This window comes from Halobacillus sp. B29 (assembly GCF_052246755.1).
Taxonomy (GTDB): domain Bacteria; phylum Bacillota; class Bacilli; order Bacillales; family Halobacillaceae; genus Halobacillus; species Halobacillus halophilus.
The window spans coordinates 226,612-244,197 of record NZ_JBQQCM010000006.1 but is presented as its reverse complement, the minus strand read 5'-3'; the positions used below and the strand labels follow the sequence as shown (position 1 = coordinate 244,197).

General features: G+C 40.9%; 19 protein-coding genes, 1 pseudogene and 1 riboswitch. Of the genes and pseudogenes, 8 read left to right on the top strand and 12 right to left on the bottom strand.

The genetic code is table 11. The annotated features are described in order from the left end of the window. Window positions 1-321 precede the first annotated feature (321 nt). Together ACTWP7_RS10255 and ACTWP7_RS10250 are read right to left on the bottom strand one after the other, a co-directional pair. Window positions 322-552 carry a YuzB family protein gene (locus ACTWP7_RS10255; protein WP_041601387.1) on the bottom strand — a complete coding sequence of 77 codons (231 nt, stop codon included), beginning with the start codon at window positions 550-552 and terminating at the stop codon, window positions 322-324. 92 nt (window positions 553-644) lie between these two features. Beyond that, window positions 645-968 (bottom strand): YuzD family protein, encoded by a 324-nt coding sequence (locus tag ACTWP7_RS10250; RefSeq protein ID WP_443123097.1) that lies wholly within the window; start codon window positions 966-968, stop codon window positions 645-647. A gap of 159 nt (window positions 969-1,127) precedes the next feature. On the opposite strand from ACTWP7_RS10250, the gene ACTWP7_RS10245 reads away from it, so the two are divergent. Next, window positions 1,128-1,349, top strand: a complete 222-nt coding sequence (locus ACTWP7_RS10245) for a NifU family protein (RefSeq protein ID WP_014644140.1) — start codon at window positions 1,128-1,130, stop codon at window positions 1,347-1,349. 51 nt (window positions 1,350-1,400) lie between these two features. Here ACTWP7_RS10245 and ACTWP7_RS10240 read toward each other — a convergent pair whose 3' ends face one another. Next, entirely contained in the window at window positions 1,401-2,366 is a 966-nt protein-coding gene (locus ACTWP7_RS10240) for a 2-hydroxyacid dehydrogenase (protein ID WP_443123096.1), read from the bottom strand. A gap of 180 nt (window positions 2,367-2,546) precedes the next feature. Between ACTWP7_RS10240 and ACTWP7_RS10235 the strand changes: the two genes are divergently transcribed. After that, a complete protein-coding gene (locus ACTWP7_RS10235; protein ID WP_443123095.1) occupies window positions 2,547-3,062 on the top strand; it encodes a phosphatidylglycerophosphatase A family protein in 516 nt (171 codons plus the stop codon). A 124-nt stretch (window positions 3,063-3,186) separates the two neighbouring features. Next, the gene (locus ACTWP7_RS10230) at window positions 3,187-4,746 is read left to right on the top strand and encodes a hypothetical protein (protein ID WP_443123094.1); all 1,560 of its coding nucleotides are present in this window, start codon (window positions 3,187-3,189) and stop codon (window positions 4,744-4,746) included. Between the two features lie 29 nt (window positions 4,747-4,775). Here ACTWP7_RS10230 and ACTWP7_RS10225 read toward each other — a convergent pair whose 3' ends face one another. Both ACTWP7_RS10225 and hepT read right to left on the bottom strand, forming a co-directional pair. Continuing rightward, complete coding sequence (locus tag ACTWP7_RS10225; protein WP_014644144.1) at window positions 4,776-5,558, bottom strand: TIGR01457 family HAD-type hydrolase; 783 nt, start codon at window positions 5,556-5,558, stop codon at window positions 4,776-4,778. A gap of 776 nt (window positions 5,559-6,334) precedes the next feature. Beyond that, on the bottom strand, window positions 6,335-6,778 hold the full coding sequence (gene hepT / locus ACTWP7_RS10220) for a type VII toxin-antitoxin system HepT family RNase toxin (RefSeq protein WP_443123093.1): 444 nt from the start codon (window positions 6,776-6,778) through the stop codon (window positions 6,335-6,337). Window positions 6,779-6,924: 146 nt separating this feature from the next. On the opposite strand from hepT, the gene glpX reads away from it, so the two are divergent. Genes glpX through ACTWP7_RS10205 form a run of 3 tightly spaced genes read left to right on the top strand, consistent with a single transcriptional unit; the run spans window position 6,925 to window position 8,521 of the window. Beyond that, complete coding sequence (gene glpX, locus ACTWP7_RS10215) at window positions 6,925-7,899, top strand: class II fructose-bisphosphatase (protein ID WP_014644146.1); 975 nt, start codon at window positions 6,925-6,927, stop codon at window positions 7,897-7,899. 13 nt (window positions 7,900-7,912) lie between these two features. Next, window positions 7,913-8,179, top strand: a complete 267-nt coding sequence (locus ACTWP7_RS10210) for a DUF3055 domain-containing protein (protein WP_014644147.1) — start codon at window positions 7,913-7,915, stop codon at window positions 8,177-8,179. A 48-nt stretch (window positions 8,180-8,227) separates the two neighbouring features. After that, window positions 8,228-8,521: a hypothetical protein gene (locus tag ACTWP7_RS10205; protein WP_014644148.1), complete on the top strand. Its 294-nt coding sequence runs from the start codon at window positions 8,228-8,230 to the stop codon at window positions 8,519-8,521. 50 nt (window positions 8,522-8,571) lie between these two features. Here ACTWP7_RS10205 and ACTWP7_RS10200 read toward each other — a convergent pair whose 3' ends face one another. Continuing rightward, on the bottom strand, window positions 8,572-8,847 hold the full coding sequence (locus ACTWP7_RS10200; RefSeq protein WP_443123092.1) for a YutD family protein: 276 nt from the start codon (window positions 8,845-8,847) through the stop codon (window positions 8,572-8,574). A 132-nt stretch (window positions 8,848-8,979) separates the two neighbouring features. Between ACTWP7_RS10200 and ACTWP7_RS10195 the strand changes: the two genes are divergently transcribed. Beyond that, complete coding sequence (locus ACTWP7_RS10195; protein WP_443123091.1) at window positions 8,980-9,603, top strand: YhcN/YlaJ family sporulation lipoprotein; 624 nt, start codon at window positions 8,980-8,982, stop codon at window positions 9,601-9,603. Window positions 9,604-9,772: 169 nt separating this feature from the next. After that, window positions 9,773-10,618: pseudogene (locus tag ACTWP7_RS10190) on the top strand (M23 family metallopeptidase); the annotation flags it as partial. A 48-nt stretch (window positions 10,619-10,666) separates the two neighbouring features. Here ACTWP7_RS10190 and ACTWP7_RS10185 read toward each other — a convergent pair. The 6 genes from ACTWP7_RS10185 to ACTWP7_RS10160 form a co-directional block, all read right to left on the bottom strand. Beyond that, entirely contained in the window at window positions 10,667-10,759 is a 93-nt protein-coding gene (locus ACTWP7_RS10185) for a MetS family NSS transporter small subunit (protein WP_443123090.1), read from the bottom strand. Then, the gene (locus ACTWP7_RS10180) at window positions 10,759-12,288 is read right to left on the bottom strand and encodes a sodium-dependent transporter (protein ID WP_443123089.1); all 1,530 of its coding nucleotides are present in this window, start codon (window positions 12,286-12,288) and stop codon (window positions 10,759-10,761) included. The genes ACTWP7_RS10185 and ACTWP7_RS10180 overlap by 1 nt, the downstream gene beginning before the upstream one ends. Window positions 12,289-12,510: 222 nt before the next feature. Continuing rightward, the gene (locus ACTWP7_RS10175) at window positions 12,511-14,064 is read right to left on the bottom strand and encodes a Na+/H+ antiporter NhaC family protein (protein ID WP_443123088.1); all 1,554 of its coding nucleotides are present in this window, start codon (window positions 14,062-14,064) and stop codon (window positions 12,511-12,513) included. A 134-nt stretch (window positions 14,065-14,198) separates the two neighbouring features. Continuing rightward, window positions 14,199-14,388: riboswitch (Lysine riboswitch) on the bottom strand. A 54-nt stretch (window positions 14,389-14,442) separates the two neighbouring features. After that, complete coding sequence (yunB, locus tag ACTWP7_RS10170) at window positions 14,443-15,219, bottom strand: sporulation protein YunB (RefSeq protein ID WP_014644155.1); 777 nt, start codon at window positions 15,217-15,219, stop codon at window positions 14,443-14,445. 103 nt (window positions 15,220-15,322) lie between these two features. Continuing rightward, a complete protein-coding gene (locus tag ACTWP7_RS10165; RefSeq protein ID WP_443123087.1) occupies window positions 15,323-16,714 on the bottom strand; it encodes a bifunctional metallophosphatase/5'-nucleotidase in 1,392 nt (463 codons plus the stop codon). A gap of 11 nt (window positions 16,715-16,725) precedes the next feature. Then, window positions 16,726-17,538 carry a sulfite exporter TauE/SafE family protein gene (locus ACTWP7_RS10160; RefSeq protein WP_443123086.1) on the bottom strand — a complete coding sequence of 271 codons (813 nt, stop codon included), beginning with the start codon at window positions 17,536-17,538 and terminating at the stop codon, window positions 16,726-16,728. Window positions 17,539-17,586: the final 48 nt, after the last annotated feature.

The following is a 17,586-nucleotide window of genomic DNA, read 5'->3' as shown; positions in this document are numbered from 1 at the left end:
GAGAGCACTTGACCCCCTTACCAGGAAAACCTGAATGAAGACCTTAAAAAAGAAGCGTTAATGCTTCTCTTCTTAAAGATGGTCAAAAGTGTGAGGGGTTGACAGTTTCGTTCATATCAGGAGGCTCACCAGTTCCACCATAGGAAAGTGTCTGGGTGATGGAACAAGACGAATTATTTCCCCACCAACCCTTTCCCCATTTTAGTAACGGACCCATTTGTGTCGAAGCTGAGTCTTAAACAAATGTGAGTTTTTCTCAGCATGTTGGATTTAAAACTAAAAGAAGGCATCTAAGCGATGCCTTCTTTAACGTAGCAAGTTTTATAGGGTCTCTTCCAAGTGTTCATATATTTTATCGACAAGTTCCTTCGGTGTATCTGCAATGACCCTGTCTCCTTCGACTATTGCATAAAGACTTTGAGAACAAAGTCCGCAATTACTTAAACAGCCATATTCTATAACATCCAGATCGGGATCTTTTTCAAGAATCTCTCTGGCTTCCTGTGCACCGCTGGCCAAATTATTAATACAAAATTCTATCAATGGATTCATCCACGTTCACCTCTTTTTTATACGGATGAAACCCTATACCGCCCATATTTTAACACAAGGATTAAACAAAAAACAGACATTTTCGCTTTATCTTAAGCTTTAAGTCCCCTTGATTCAAGAGCTTGATAAATGGATTTTAATCTAGGGTTACCTTCTCCCACAATCTCATTTTCTACGAGTACAAGCGGGTAAAAAAGTTCTTCCTCAAGTAGACGGTCGACCAGCTGCTCATCCACGCCTGGCTGTTTTTTTTCATGGAGATCATAATAGTGATAAGAAACCTTATCTTCTCCATACTTTCTTGTTATAGCTGCTTGCAGCCACTCAAAGGTTTCTTTTGATCCAGGTGCATTCACACAGCTTGCGCACTTCACTTCTGCTCCATAAACGGTCAGGTTAATTTTCTTTTCACTCATTACTCTCTCCACCTTCATCAAATTCATATATTTTCATTTTACAAAACTGAGAAAAAAAGATAAAATGAAAATGGTTCTCAATCCATAAACCATCAGACCATAATAGATTTTTTGCCGATTTCGTTTTATAATGGAATTATAGAAAGGGGAAGATTGAACATGAATGAACAAGTTCAAGAAGTACTGAATAAACTTCGCCCATTTTTACTCCGTGACGGTGGAGATGTGGAACTCGTAGATGTGGAAGACGGTATCGTGCGCCTGCGTCTTATGGGGGCTTGCGGTAACTGCCCTAGTTCTACAATCACATTAAAAGCCGGCATCGAACGTGCCCTGGCTCAGGAAGTACCTGGCATATATGAAGTAGAGCAAGTATTTTAATACATGGTTTTAAATAGCCGGCACCTGTTAAGGTGCCGGCTTCTTTGTAATTTACTTAACGGGAGTTAATACGTTTTTACCATTGAAAAATCGGCATATGTTATCTAAGCATAATTTCATCATGTCAATGCGGGTTTCTCTTGTGGCTGAACCTATATGGGGAAGACAAACGACTTGATTAAGTTGAAGAAGCGGATGATCTGCTCCTATTGGTTCTTTTTCAAATACGTCCAACCCCGCTCCTGCTATCTCGTTGTTCACCAATGCTTCGTACAAAGACTGCTCATCAACCACCGATCCTCTGGAAGCATTAATAAAAATGGCTTCCGACTTCATTCGTTGGAAAGCTGCCTGATCAAACATGTGATGCGTTTCAGGAGTCAGTGGTACCATACTAACGATAAAATCTGATTGCTCAATCAGTTCATGAAACTCCGTAAAGCTAGCCTCTAATTTTTCTTCCGTTTCTTTATTTCTTGACCGATTATGGTAAAGAATGTTCATATCAAACCCTTTTGCTCTTTTAGCCACTGCTTCACCAATACGTCCCATTCCCACAATGCCTATTGTCTTATGGTGAATGTCTGAACCAGCTAAAAGTAGAGGTGACCAAGGTCCCCACTCCCCTCTTTTAACGAACTCACTGGCTTCAACAATTCTTCTGGCTGCAGCCATTAGTAGTCCGAATGTAAGATCAGCTGTTGTATCCGTAAGTACATCTGGAGTGTTCGTAACCACTACCTGTTTTTCCTCTGCATAGGTAATATCAACGTTGTCATAACCAACAGCCAGATTGGCTACAATATTCAGGGTAGTGGTCTGCTCCAGCAGTTCTTGATCGATGTTATCTGTCAGCATCGTCAATAACCCGTCAGCTTGAGCACTCTTCTCTAGCAAAACTTCACGCGGCACAGGTTTTTCTTCTTCCGGCCACATTTCAATGTTCAGCTGTTTGCGGTATGGTGCAATAACAGACTCTGGTAATGCTCTCGTTATATAAACATATGGTTTATGCAAGTTCTTCCCTCCATTTAACCTATTTTCAAGAACATTTTAACATATACTAATCCAACTGCACTCAAATGAAGAAGACGGCTATCTGAAAGTTCTGATATAATTAGACATAAGCCATGGCGTTTGTTAAGGAAGACACGCGGGTATTGATAGTGGGGAAAACCGGAGAAAGGGTGTGAGAAAGTGGCAAAAGACAAAAAAGTAACTGAACTTGAAACGACAGCTCGAGACTGGCTCGCTGAACGTGGGGTAACCATTGATGATATGGCTGAGCTTGTCCATTATTTACAATCTCAATATCACGATGAATTATCTATGGAAGAATGCAAGTTCAATGTAAATCGGGTTTTAAAGAAACGCGAGGTACAGAATGCGATCATCACCGGAATTCAAATGGATCGACTCGCTGAAAAGAAGATGCTCGAGGAACCTTTGCAGACCACTATAGAAATCGATGAAGGCCTCTATGGAATAGACGAAATCATAGCCTTTTCTATCGTGAATGTCTATGGGTCCATCGGATTTACGAACTATGGTTATATTGATAAACAAAAGCCTGGCATACTTAAGAAGTTAAATGATAAATCATCCGGGCAATGCCATACATTTTTAGATGACATTGTAGGTGCTATTGCAGCAGCAGCTTCTAGTCGCTTAGCCCATAGCATTGCTGGAGATACTGACACAGAAGAAGATTAATACGATATTAAAAATACCGCGTTTAAATCGCGGTATTTTTAATTTTCTGAAACCATATTCTCATGCCCAACGTAATACATACGAATAGATTTTTATTACATATATGGAAAGGTTGTGCATGAACTTGCTGAAGAAAAGCTTAGTGTGGGCGGCTCCTGTTATTATCTCAATCGCGGCAGTACTCCTATTATTTGCGGAAAACTACTCAGATGTTACAGAACCGCCTACAGAAGGTTGGAGCCAGGGAATTGAACTAGGTCTCACTCCTACTGTAACAGAGCCTAATGTAAAATTATTAGAAGAAGAACTTGAAGTTTCCTATCTCACAGAAGAAGGTGTGAAAAAGGATACATTTGATCAGAACTTTGAACTTGTTTCAGAAGAAACCTTCCCCATTCCAGTAGATAAGTTTACAAAGTTTTCATGGAGCGGTAAGCACCTTATTTATTCGGATTATCAATCGATATTTTCAGGAGAAAGCGGTGAAAAGATATCGGATATTTCTGGTTTCTTCCCCTTGAAAAACCGAACTCTATACAGTAAAGATCAGGAGCTTTTCCAGTTAGATACCGATACTCTAGAGTCAATTTCTCTAATGCAGATCGAGAATAAAAATACCGAAATAGCTGTTACAGAAACTGATGATGCCGCTTATATCATGACTAAGACTACTGATACGAATGGAAATCACTTAAATTTCTATGAACTAGATGGCCAACAAGTAACTGAATTAGGAAAAGCGGATTTTCTCGTCCAAGGGACAGAAGAAATTAGTAACATTCAATTCTCAGTCAATGATCAAGATTATTCCCTTTTAGTCAGCACTCTTCAAAAGCAAAGTGCAGGGGGAGAGCGTACAAACTTCTATTACTTCTCCCAATCGTCATTCGGGGAAGATCCAAAACTTCAACAAGTAAACTTTCCTGACCCTCACTCAAGTTCGGAACTAAAAGAAATTTCTGATATTGAAATGTCTATGGAAGATAAGTCCGTCAATCTCTTATTTAAAGGTTTTGGAGCTACAAAAACGACGTATGCTGATACTCCAGAGTTTAACATCTATAGATCAGCCTTATCCTCCGAGGGAGAAAATAAAGTCACTCGATTAAGTAATACTCCAAACCCCTCAGCTGAACCTGTGTGGTTGGAAGGAGCAAACACAGCGCTATGGGTCGATCAGGGCAGTGACAATAAAAATAAGCTTATGCTCTCCTCAGCAAAGCCTTCGATCGTTGAGCAGGCGGATCGGATGACCCAGGAAGCATTCATTCAAAGTTTAGGAAAAACCGTCGGGATGCTTGCCACAGGAATGTTCTCTATTGTTATTGGTGGTTTATGGTTTATCTGGCCCCTCTTTTTTATTGTCGTGATCATGTTTGCCAACAGTCGTGCCATGGATCATAACCGCTCTTGGATATTTTACGCAGGGATGATGATTTACTTAGCAGCCGCTCTCCTATTTAAAGATATTATGTTCACGAACCGCCTAATGGCAAAAGCACCAGAATATTTAAGCTTTCAGGGAAGTTCAATTATTTACCTGTTTGGATTTGCTTTACTTACTTATTTACTCCTCTCCTATGGTGTTAAAGAAAGAGACTGGTCTGTTTTTATCCGATTAACTTACTTTATAGGGATCCATATTATCCTGATTACCGTATTCTTCGGCCCTTACCTATTGTAAAAGTTTATACAAAAAGAAGCAGATGGGCTTTAGTCCTTCTGCTTCTTTTCAATCATCCAATCGATTAAATTTTTATACTTATAAGTTGGTTGTTTCTCATAACTCTTAACTTCTTGAAATGAGCTGACTCCTGTTTCCACCATTAGTGTATCCATACCAGCATTAATGCCAGCAGAAATGTCAGTATGGTAATTGTCACCGATCATAAGAACCCGATCCCGGTCGTATCCAAGACGCGCCAGGGCCTGATCCATGATGATCGATTCTGGCTTTCCAATAAATAATGGTTCGGTTCCCGTGCTTACGCTGATGACAGAGGTTAAGGCTCCATTCCCAGGCACCATTCCCCTCTCAGTAGGAATCGCCCGGTCTGCATTTGTACTGATAAGAGCCGCTCCATTCCTTACATGCAGACATGCTTTTGTCAGTTTTTCGTAATTTATATTATGATCGATTCCAATTACTACAAAATCGGGATTGTCATCCACCAGTTCATGCCCTTCCTTGAACATGGCGTCCCTCAGTCCTTGTTCTCCAATGACATAAACCTTGGAAGGTCCTTGTTGCTGACTAATATAAATAGCTGTAGCCATACTGCTTGTCATGATTTGTTCATAATGAGCGGGAATTCCCAGATCATTCAGTTTATCAGCAACTTGAACGGCTGTTTTTGAGGAGTTATTCGTTAAAAACATAAATGGAAGATGTTTTGTTTCCAGGTATTTGACAAACTCCGAAGCTCCTTCCACTGGTTTGGCACCTCGATACATCGTTCCATCCAAATCAATTAAGTAAGCTTTATAATGGCTCATTCAAGCACCTTCTTCCTTTAAATTTTAGTTACAAATATCACTGTTATTCCTTTGTTTATTAACGCATTGGCTTTATTTAATTGAATTGAATTGACAGTAAAGCACCCATTACTTGAAGACTCGAATTCAAGATAGTTGGGCCCGTACTAAAGTGGGGATAAGGGTTGGTTGGGAAATAATTCGCTTTCCTGTGGGGGAACTGGTGAGCCTCCTCAGTCGTTTTTACTCCCTGCGGGGTCTCCCCTAGATCCTTCTCCCACGGGAGTCTCATCATTTCCCCACCAACCCAGCCATTTTATGTGAACGGCCCCTTCTAGAATAGAAAGATTCTACTACTTAATCTGGATTAAATGTTTTTATGACAGGCTATTGCGGGTAGTTACATCCTAAAAATGGGTAGAAAACCCCATAGTCTAATTCCTCATCACGCAGTTAATGTTTGAAGTGGTTTCGAGCTTCTGATTTGGCAAGTTCCGGAGGGGGATGATGAAGACTCCTGCGGGATAAACATGATCGGTGAGACCCCGGAGAGCGTCAGCTCGAGGAGGCTCAGCACATGCCCGCGGAAAGCGTATCATCCCCCGCAGAACCTTTCCTCTCATAATTTATCTCGAAGCTGAGTCTTACACAATCCGGCCCTATTAATAAGTCTCTTATGCACTATCCCCTCGATCGTTTAATAGAAGCTATCCATTAATACAATCGACTAATGGTCCTTCAAATAAAAAAATCGCGTTATTCACGCGACTATTTTATCATGAGTATTAATCTTATAACTATTTATTGTCGTTGGAAAATGCCGATACAGGCCCAAGTTCGTGATTTAAGTAATAGCGAACGCGTTCCGGGAATTTTTGGATAGTTTTTAATTGGAGATTCCATGTTTCCCTAATGGTATTATGTTCAACCGCCGTATAATGCTGGACAATCATTTTTCTTAAACTGATTAATTGCTTGTACCCTTCCTCTTCTTCTTCTGGCAGAACTTTTTCATCAGTCAGAATATCAATAATATCCTCATAACTCCCCGGGTCCCGCATTATAAAGCCGTCAATCATCATGTTTCCTACATCGATAATAGCTTCAATACTAATATGTGTAAGACGTTCAAGCGCAAGCTGGTCTCTAAATGACTGAAACGAAGACTTTGAATATTCATCTAAGATTTTTTCCATATAAGTTAGAATCTCTTCGATCTTCTCACGATTGACAAAATACATCCTAATACCTCCGTACAAAAACTTTTTTCACATAAATCTCTTAAATATGATAACATAATTCATGGTTTTAAATAAAAAAAGGCGATATTACTTATACCGCCCATTATTAGTGTACACTAATTTTAACATGAATCGGAGGAGTATATATGGATAGAGAATTAGCACTGGAATTGGTGAGAGTAACGGAAGCCGCAGCCATTGCTTCAGCTCAATGGATGGGCAGAGGCGATAAAATGAGTGCTGATGATGCAGCGACTACTGCCATGAGAACGATGTTTGATTCCGTATCAATGGAAGGGGTCGTTGTTATTGGTGAAGGTGAACTAGACGAAGCCCCAATGCTTTATATCGGCGAAGAATTGGGAAATAAGACCGGGCCTTCCGTGGATATTGCTGTTGATCCTTTAGAAGGTACTAATATTGTCTCAAAAGGGCATAATAATGCTGTTGCTGTTATAGCTGCCGCAGAACGTGGAGCTTTGCTTCATGCGCCAGATATGTATATGGACAAGATTGCTGTAGGAAAGTACGCTAAAGGTCTCATCCATATTGATGATCCTATTGAACGCACGATTGATATTGTGGCCCGCGCGAATAATAAACGTGTTCGGGATTTAACGGTTATCATTCAAGAACGTGATCGCCATCAGGATATTATTGATCGTGTTATCAAAAAGGGAGCCCGTGTAAAATTGTTTGGTGACGGAGATGTAGGAGCTTCCATTGCTACCTGCCTTCCGGAAACAGGGGTAGATCTTTTCGTAGGAAGAGGTGGTGCCCCTGAAGGTGTCATTTCAGCTGCAGCTATTAAAAGTTTAGGCGGAGATATGCAGGCCAGGCTTGCTCCGCAAGATGAGGAAGAAATGGAACGTTGTCGCCAAATGGGACTAGAAGACCCATTACAACATTTGACTCTTGACCATTTGGTGAAAAGTGATGATGCTATCTTTGCTGCAACCGGTGTGACCGAAGGAGAACTGTTGGATGGAGTAAAATTCTTAGGTGGAGATCTGGCCCAAACAGATTCAATTGTCATGCGGGCTAAAACTAGAACCGTGCGATTTATCAAAGCTCACCATCATTTGGATTACAAGCCCCATTTAGTAAAGAATGAAGAATAGGAGTTGAGAATTCATGGCTGAAAGACCTTTCCTTGAGGACTTTACTCAGGAGACGAGCACCCGTTTTGTATGTTTTACAGCCGGGAGCCATCGTTTCGAGCTTGCCTTAATGAAAGCTGATCACTTTAATAACCAGACGATGGTTATTAATCTTCACAAAAACCGTCAGGCCTTGTTGGATCATGAAACCATTAGCAAAGACGGTCATCTGGAGCACTTGTTCCAATTAAGTGCTATTGAAGCCGAAGAGTTGAGAAACTATCTGCCCGATCTCCTTTGAATAAAGAAACCTCCCCTGGAAAAACTAACAGCCAAGGGAGGTTTTTTTATGAGCAGAAAAGATAAAAAGCTTTATTCTGATTTCGCTAATGTAGAGGCGCAGCGTAATTATTTGACGCCTGAGCAGCTACCTGAGGGACCTTATGGATCACCAAGAAATAAAGATAAACCTGTTTCCAATGAGAAGAGTGCTCCCTGGACAGAACAACAGCGTTACTACAGCGCATTCAACTATGAATATAAGGCATTGCACCAGGACCTTCAACGTCAGGAGGATGGCGCTCATCCTATTCATGACGAGAAGAACCGGGATATAAAACCTTCGGAAGAAGAATCTGAATAAATCGCTTTTTCTTACCACAAAAAACCGAAGGGCTTGAAAGCCCTTCGGTTTTACTGATGTACACGCTTCAACACAAAATAGGCACAGCCAAAGTTACAGTACTCGTACAAATAATCTTCAAGCGTACTGATTTTTGTATCGAATGTGGCTTTAGGGTTTTGATCATCAAAAAAACCTTTAAGACGAAGCTGACCATACCCCCAGTCCCCCACTATAAAATCATATTTACTTAATATATCGCTAAATCTTCCTTCTACATCTTCCTGTTGAAAGGCATCTCGATGATTCTCTACGATTTCATAGCTCTTACCTGAAATTTCTACCACGTCTATCACCTCTATCCTGACATAAGTGTATCATATTTCCCGAATAACGCGGAAATACAACTTTACAAAATAAGTATGATTCATAAAAAAAAGTTCAACCTAAGTGAAACCGATTAATAAGGAGGAAAAAAAGTGAAAAAGCTAACCATTTTACCTATTTTATTAACCTGTCTGTTTATGATCACAGGCTGTAACGAAACAACAGACCGAGAAGAAGAAACACGTGATGGAGATACTCTAAACGGAAACGCTATGGATAATTACAATGATCAGCCTCTTGAAGGGCAAGTGGGATATGTAAGATTTAAGAAAGATCAATTGGACCAGGAAGCTGAAAAAAATCGAGATATTAAAGTTAACCGTGAACAAATGGCTGACATGATTACAAGAATGATTCTTCGGTATGATGGATTTGAAGATGTTGCTACTTTAGTTACAGACAACGAAATTCTCGTTGCTTATCAGCCTCCCAATAATCACGACCGAGAGCAAGCAGCTGATATGGTTCAAAAGACTGCTTATTCATTAGTACCAAGCTTTTACCACGTGTTTGTATCCGATAACCCTGCTTCATTTGGAGACATCCAAAGTGTAAGTACTTCCACTGTATATGATGAACAATATACGGAAGTGATCGACAGTATTATTAAGAAAATGAAGAAATCTCCGCAAGGTAAAGTACCTGAAAATGACAGTGACCAACCAAATGAAGGTCCAAATATGGGGTCTGATGATAGACCTGGCACAGAGACTTGATAAGCTGCCTTTCATTTCCAAACATAACATGAAGCATGTAGTTCATGCTAACAGTATCAAAAACCATCGTAGGTGAATATTAATGAAATGTTTAGGTATATCGCTTATCTTTTTTGTATTGATGAGCTTTGGAAGTGAACATATATACGCAGATCAGGAAAGTCAGGCAAGAATGGCCTTGTATAAAAAAACAGCAGCTCTTACAAATATTCCATGGGAGTACCTTGCCGCTGTTGATCAATATGAACGCCAAGTCCATGATGATCCTAAAGAAGGACGGGTCACAGCTATTAAACCTGAACCCTTCTTTTGGACAGGGAGCGCAGGTGAGATGCCTGTAGAATTCTTTCCCAACGGGTGGGGCTCTGACGGCAATGGCGATAACAAAGCAGAAATTGAAGATGATGAAGACGTCCTTTGGACCATCGGCCAATATATTCAATCTTATGGTACCACAGAAGATGATATTAAAATTGCTTTATTCAACTATTATAAGCGTGATTTAACCGTCCAAACCATTATGAATACTGCGGAAGTATTCAAAAAATTCCAGACAGTCTCCTTGACAAAAAGAGACTTCCCCGTACCCACAGAAGCCAATTACAGCTATAGGAGCACCTGGGGTGATGCCCGTGGTTTTGGGGGACGACGCATTCATGAAGGCACAGATATTTTTGCTAATTATGGAGTGCCTGTCAAGTCCACCACTTATGGAGTAATTGAAATGAAGGGCTGGAACAAATTTGGAGGCTGGCGAGTGGGTATTCGTGATATTTACAACATTTACCACTATTATGCACACCTTAACGGATTTGCAGATAATATCGAAGTGGGAGACGTGGTTCAGCCGGGAGACGTAATAGGATCAGTCGGAGCTTCCGGTTATGGACCTCCAGGAACTTCCGGAAAATTCCCTCCACACTTACACTACGGTATGTACCAGGATAACGGAAAAAATGAGTGGGCTTTCGATCCATATCCATTTCTTAAAAAATGGGAACGCATGGTCTATTAAAAAAAACCGGAAAGGTGAATTTAATCACCTTTCCGGTTTTTCATTATATTAATTTTTAGCTTTACGGACTGCATTGGTAATACTGAGTGCAAGCCCGCCCCATATAATTGTTACGGTAATAATAAACATGATAATCGCCATTATCTAGCAGCCCCTTTCGAGTCTTCATCTTCGTTGAATTCTAACTCATTGTTCGGCCATTTCTTCATTGAGAAAAGAACGCCTACAACAATAGCTGCAATAGCCACTAACCAGCCACCAACAACTAATAAAGTAACAGGGTAGCCTTCATACGCAGATGACAACTCAAGAATAAGATTCTGAACCATCATGTATCCAAGGACAATAGGGGTAATAACCTGTAGACATACTACCCACCAGTTGCCCAGCATAATATCAGAAGTCTGGTTCGCATGTTCTTTCAGACCTTTAATACTGCGTGCCAGCCAGGCAAGCGCCACAATCTCTACAAGCCCCGATAATGCCACCCCAAACGTGTTGATGAAATGGTCGACGGTATCCAGAATGCTTAGCCCGCCTCTTGTAGCGTAAAGAAGGGAAATAACTGCTGCCAGACCGCCTCCTAAGAGTACAGCTTTAATACGGGACACATTAAATTTCTCCGATACAGCCGCTACATACGTTTCTGTAATGGAAATTAAAGAAGATAGACCGGCAAGAACAAGGGAAGCAAAGAATAGGAATCCAAACAGTCCAGGTATTCCCGGGATTTGGCTAACAATTTCAGGGAATACCATAAATGCTAGTCCAATCCCTCCTACTCCACGTTCAGCAGCCAGTTGACCTACAGATGTATCATATTGGAATGCCATAAATCCAACGGCTGCAAACACACCAATACCAGCTAAAATTTCAAATGACGAGTTAGCAAAACCGGTTATAAAGGCATTGTTCGTAATGTCTGACTTCTTCGGCAGATAAGAAGAATAAGTTACCATGATGGCAAAGGCAATTGATAAACTGAAGAAGATTTGTCCGTAGGCTGCCACCCATACGTTAGGATCTGCAATACGGTTCCATTCAGGCGTAAAGAATGCCGAAAGACCATCAGCAGCTCCTTCAAGCGTCACTGCTCTGACGACTATAATTAAGAATAAGACGACAAGGAGCGGAATGAAGATTTTATTAGCTACTTCAATCCCTTTCTTAACTCCTCGTGCTAAAAACCCTAACGTAATAACCCAAACGGCAAGCAACGGCAGCAGTACCTTGGGAACAAGTCCGCCAATCGCCCCCGCATCGGCCAGCTCTAGAAAATCTCCTACGAAAAATGCTGTTGGATCATCGCCCCAAGTTAAGTTGAAAGAATAAAAAGCATACATAATTGCCCAGGCAATAATAACGGCATAATAAGTAGAAATAACAAAGGATATGGCAACTTGCCACCATCCCAGCCATTCAAAGCCTTTTTTAATTCTCCCAAAAGACTTTGGTGCAGACCCACGGTATTTATGACCGATAGTATATTCCATGATTAAAAGCGGAATACCTGCTGTAAGTAAAGCAAATAGATAAGGTACGATAAATGCTCCTCCGCCGCTGTCGTACGCAGTGGCAGGAAAACGCCAAATGTTACCAAGCCCGATAGCTGACCCCATAGCAGCTAGCAGGAAACCCACTCGCGTCCCCCATTGTGCACGATTTTCCATGTGAAAGGCCTCCTTTTTATTTATATAACCCCTCATGTTACCCTAAATCAGGGATGAGGGGGTGTTTCGAAATTTTTATTTTTTTCTGATTATTTCTGCTTAAATTATAACCATCCGTTTAGGGGTTGTCAAAGTTATTTTAAAATATTTAGAATTTAACAAAAATAACAAAAAAAGGATAGAGACTTAGAAAAGTCTCTATCCTTAGGATAAGTTTAGCATTTATTTCTTCTCGACTGAGGAAGTAAAGGAATGAATCAATATACCTATAATTACCACAACAGCGAGAGTTGCTAACAATGGAATCCATACTTGCCCAGTTAAGCCAAGTAGGATATATCCAATGGAGGCCGCTACCGCAGCAATGCCTGCATAAGGAAGCTGGGTGAGTACGTGGTCAATATGGTTTGCACCTGCCCCCGTAGAAGATAATATGGTTGTATCTGAAATAGGCGAACAATGGTCTCCAAACACAGAACCAGCCAGTACAGCTGATAGAGCAGGCAGTATCATAGCCGGCTCCGTAACAGCCGCTATTTCCCCCGCTATCGGAAGCATAATTCCAAATGTTCCCCAGGAAGTCCCCGTGGAAAGTGCCATGAATCCAGAAATGATAAAAATAAGCAAGGGCAGATAAGCAACATTAATATCCGCCTGGCGGAACTGCTGAGCTAAATATTCACCTGTTTGCAACTGACTGATAATATCTCCAATCATCCAGGCAAATACTAATATATAAATAGCGGGCAGCATGGCTTTAATTCCTTCCCAGAAGACAAGCGGTGTTCCCGACTTCGGTCTAGCCTGTCCTGCGTATAAAACACCTGCTGTAACCACGGCTGCCAGTCCTCCTATAAATAAGGAAATATTCACATTGGTATTTGCGAAAATCGCGAGCAGATCCACGGCCCCATCCGTGTTTCGAATACCTGTGATAACCATAGCCGCCACTGTCCCCGCTATAAGCGCTCCAATGGGTAGAATTAGATGAGCAATTTTGCCGTTGTTGTGCTGCTTAAACTCATCGTTTAAATCCCCTGGAACATCTCCATCAGGATTAGTTAGCTGACCAGTATCTAAAGCTCTTTTCTCATGCGTCCGCATAGCCCCAATGTCTAGCTTCAAGAAGATAGTGAGAAAGACAAGAAGCAGCGCAGCGAACACATAGTAATTGGCAGGAATCATTAGGATAAATGCTTCCAATGCCTGATAATTAGAAATTTCATTAGCTGCTAAAATACTTCCGATCGTGCCGATGATATAAGCTCCCCAGCTCGATATCGGAGAAATAACGGTAATGGGAGCAGATGTAGAATCAATGTAATAGGCAAGCTTAGCCCTTGATATTTTATAACGGTCTGTTACAGGTCTGGCCACCTGACCAACAGCTAACGCGTTAAAGTAGTCATCAATAAAAATGATAACCCCTAAAACAGCCGGAAGCAGTTTTGCCCCTTTACGTGTGCGAATTTTTTCAACAGCCCATTTCCCAAAGGCCTTACTTCCCCCTGAGGCTGTCATAAAGGCTGTAGTGATACCTAATAAAAATAAGAATGATAACAGATACAGGTTCCCTGTATTGAGAGCTCCTTCACTCACGAAAATAGTCGAAAATAACGACCAGATTAATACAAAACCTTCTTTGAGATCAAACCCCGTAAGCATAAATGCTCCGATAATAATCCCTATCCCCAGTGATAAAATCACTCTTCTTGTTACCAACACAAGGACCAGCATTAATAATGCCGGGATTAATGAATAAATCGTTCCTTCCATGATATTCCCTCCGTAAAGCTATTGATGTAAACGGGAGTAGGAAGGCTACTGCCTAAAAAAATGAGGAATAAAAAAAGACAATGATAGTAGAAAATAACCTATCATTGCCTGTAGCAACTTGATTATCCTCCATTTCGATCAGTAGCGCCCCATGCACCCAAAAGAGCATGCATGACAGTGTGTCTCTTCTTCAGATATACACCAGCATAGGATAGTCTGACAACACTATCGTACACTTCGGCAGAAACTCATCCCTTTCCTCAATGATCCTAGCTTGCCTGGCTCCCATTGATTACTAATGACGTCTGCACCTCTACCTCACCGATCTGATAAGGTCACGCATATTTATTTCCATGCAATTCTATCAGTATAGTTACATTATTGCAAGGCATCCATTGGAAAGGAAAAAGATGGTGATTTGTCTGGAGCTTCTCCCTCACCACCATAGAAGTCAGGAACTTCTCCTAAGATAGTAGCTGTGTCTATAGGAATATCTGTAGCGACGGTTGTTGTTTCAGTGGAGAAAGGAATCACAATCCTTACGTTTACCTCAATATGAATAGATAATTGAAATAATGCTGCATTAATACCATACTCTGTAATTTCACTTTGAAAGTTTGACTGTACGTCCCCAATCACACGTAATTGAACCGGTACTTTAGGTCCCAGGTTAGCGAGAAGCGAATTGTTCGTCGCCTGTCCGACTGGAATTTCAATTAGTGTTGCGGGCTGTTCGCCTAGTTCCTCCTGAGTCATATTAGGATCAATATCAGGCTCAAGTGTTGTATCCTCCATTGGTAATTCGTTTAGTTCCATTCTTTTAAGGAAGTTTTGAACCCGGTATGTTGTGTTTCTCAGCACCCTGTTCACCACAACTGAATTCCAGCCCATATAAACGATATTTCCTTTATCATCTTTTTCCATTTTAACTAAGTCATTAAATTGTAGGTCTTCCGCTATTTGTTTATTAACGGCTTCATTGATTGCATCTCTTGCAAGTTGTTGGGTTTTTGTTTCAGCTATACCAATGAGTGCCGGAGTAATACCCCGGTTGATTAGCCAGAGGCTCAAAGCGGTGAATAGTAAAAAAAACATAAAAGTCAAAACGATTCTTTTCCCAATCGAGGGCCCATTTGTAACTTTACTTTTCCCCATTAAAACAACCCCTCCTGAACTAACTATATGTAGTACAGAAGAGGTTTAGGCATAGAATTAATGATATCTTTGGACTTTGGATACCAATCTTTAGGAAAACCTTTTATTCATATGTTTTTAGCGCTTCCGATAGTAAATCACGGAGTAACTCAGGCATATAATAAGCCTTATTGGGTGCATAAGCAATTTCAGGAAACAGCCTGCCGAACGTAAATGTATCAGCGGTTGAAAGAGTATAGGACTTATCCTGATCAATAGGAACGCCATTTTTTGTTACGCGTACTACACGTTCTTCACCGTCCTGCGATTCTTTCGTTTCAATTTCCACGCCGGCAAAAACCATCTTCCCAATCACTTCTCCACGAAAGCCAAATCCTTTCAAGCGGATCTCCGTTAACTTTCTTGTATGAGCTACCCGAATGACTTCCAGTAGTTCATCCCCTTTCAATTCTACTTTACAGGGGTTCATGGGGTGAGGACAGATCCTGTGCACATCTTGATAAGTCACTTCCCCTTCTCCTAAATGATCTAATAAAATACCCGCATTCAGCATCGCCACGTCTGAATTTGTCCAATTCTGAAGTTCGATGGTAAGCCTGGACATTAAAGAAGTCTCTTGAAACCAACCTATATACAAAGGCTTAGTTAACTTTGTTATAGGAGTTTGTAAAAGGTCTATGGCCCTTTCCCTCATCACCTGTACATCCTGTATGACTTTCTCATCTTTACGCAAATTCTCAGTTGGAATCGCATAGGCTTCTTTTTTCATTAATTTCTTTTGTTCAGTATCCCATTCCAATATAATTTCTCCCAGATGAGTACCGTGTTTTCCCGCAGCTGTTAGAAGTGAATGCTCGGTATATTCACCATTCTGGAATAAGTGGTGGGTATGCCCCCCAATAATGACATCTATCCCTTCATACCGACGTGCAATTTCTTCATCATCATTAATACCTAAATGAGAAAGAAGAATCACAATATCCGATTGTGCACGGACTTCATTTAACAATTCATCCAAAGAGTCATAAGGGGATTCGACATCCCAGCCAAGCTGTTTATAAAATGTTTTAAAGGGAGCTGTCAATCCAATCAGCCCAATCTTCGTACCCTTAGTGGAGGTCAAAATCTCGTGTGACTTCAGCCATTTAGGCTGGTCTCCTCCACCGTAACTGAGGTTTGCACAGATCACTTCAAAATTCGCCTTATCATAAAGGGTGTATAGATCCTCACTAGAAAGCGTGATCCCTTCGTTATTCCCTAAATTCGCAAGATGATAGCCAGCTTGATTCAAAAGTTCCACGTTACCTTTTCCCATTAATCCTTCCGCTATCGGATGAAATCGATCCACATGGTCTCCGTTGTCCATTAACCAGAAACTTTCACCTTTCCGGTTGTGCTGATCTTTTTTCCTTTTAAAGTAGCCGACGATTTGGGGCCAATTCTCAAAATGACTATGTAAATCACTTGTGTAATAAAAAAATAATTTTTCCTTCATCATCAGTCTCCTTATCCAATTCCTTGCCATATTAAACGGATACCGATTAAGATCAATAATACTCTTAAAAACCACTCAACAGCTTGTCCTTTTAAATGCCGGTTAACACGAGCTCCGAGCGTTCCCCCTAAGTATGCCCCTGGAATAAAGTAGAGCGTATAAGCCCATTCGACGTGGCCTAGAAAGATATGAGTAGCCGAGCTTGAGATACTCGCAAAGAAGATCATGAACATCGAGGTAGCCGTTGCAATGTGTGCGGGCATATTGAATAATAAAATCATGGCAGGCACCATTAGAGAGCCTCCGCCAATGCCGAGCAATCCCGATAGCATTCCCACTCCAAGGGATAGAATAAGTCCGAAAACAATCGGCATCTGATACGTATAAGTTGTTCCTTCAATAACCTTCTCTCTTTTGATACCTTCATTAAATAAGTAAGTACCTGGAGTTTTCCTCGGTATAAAAAATAGCAAAGAAACTAAAATCATAATACAGCCGAACAATAAAGAAAACATATCCGTTTTAAAAAATTGATTTAACCACGAGCCTATAATCCCCCCGGGAACACTTCCTATTAAAAATACATATCCGATTTTTTTATCTACACGGTCATGTCTCAAATAAGAAAGAGCAGAGGACATTCCTGTAAATATCATGACCACCAGGGAAATCCCAACAATTGACTGCGGAGTCACCCAGTCGAAAGCACTTAGCCGATCTCCTAAAAAAAGTAATGCAGGGACTAAAATAACACCGCCACCTAATCCAGCGATGCTTCCAACTAATGCTGTCACTAAACCGATTATAAACATGAGGATGACCATTTTAAAACATCCTTTATCTCTATAGATAATATTATAGTATCATGTTTT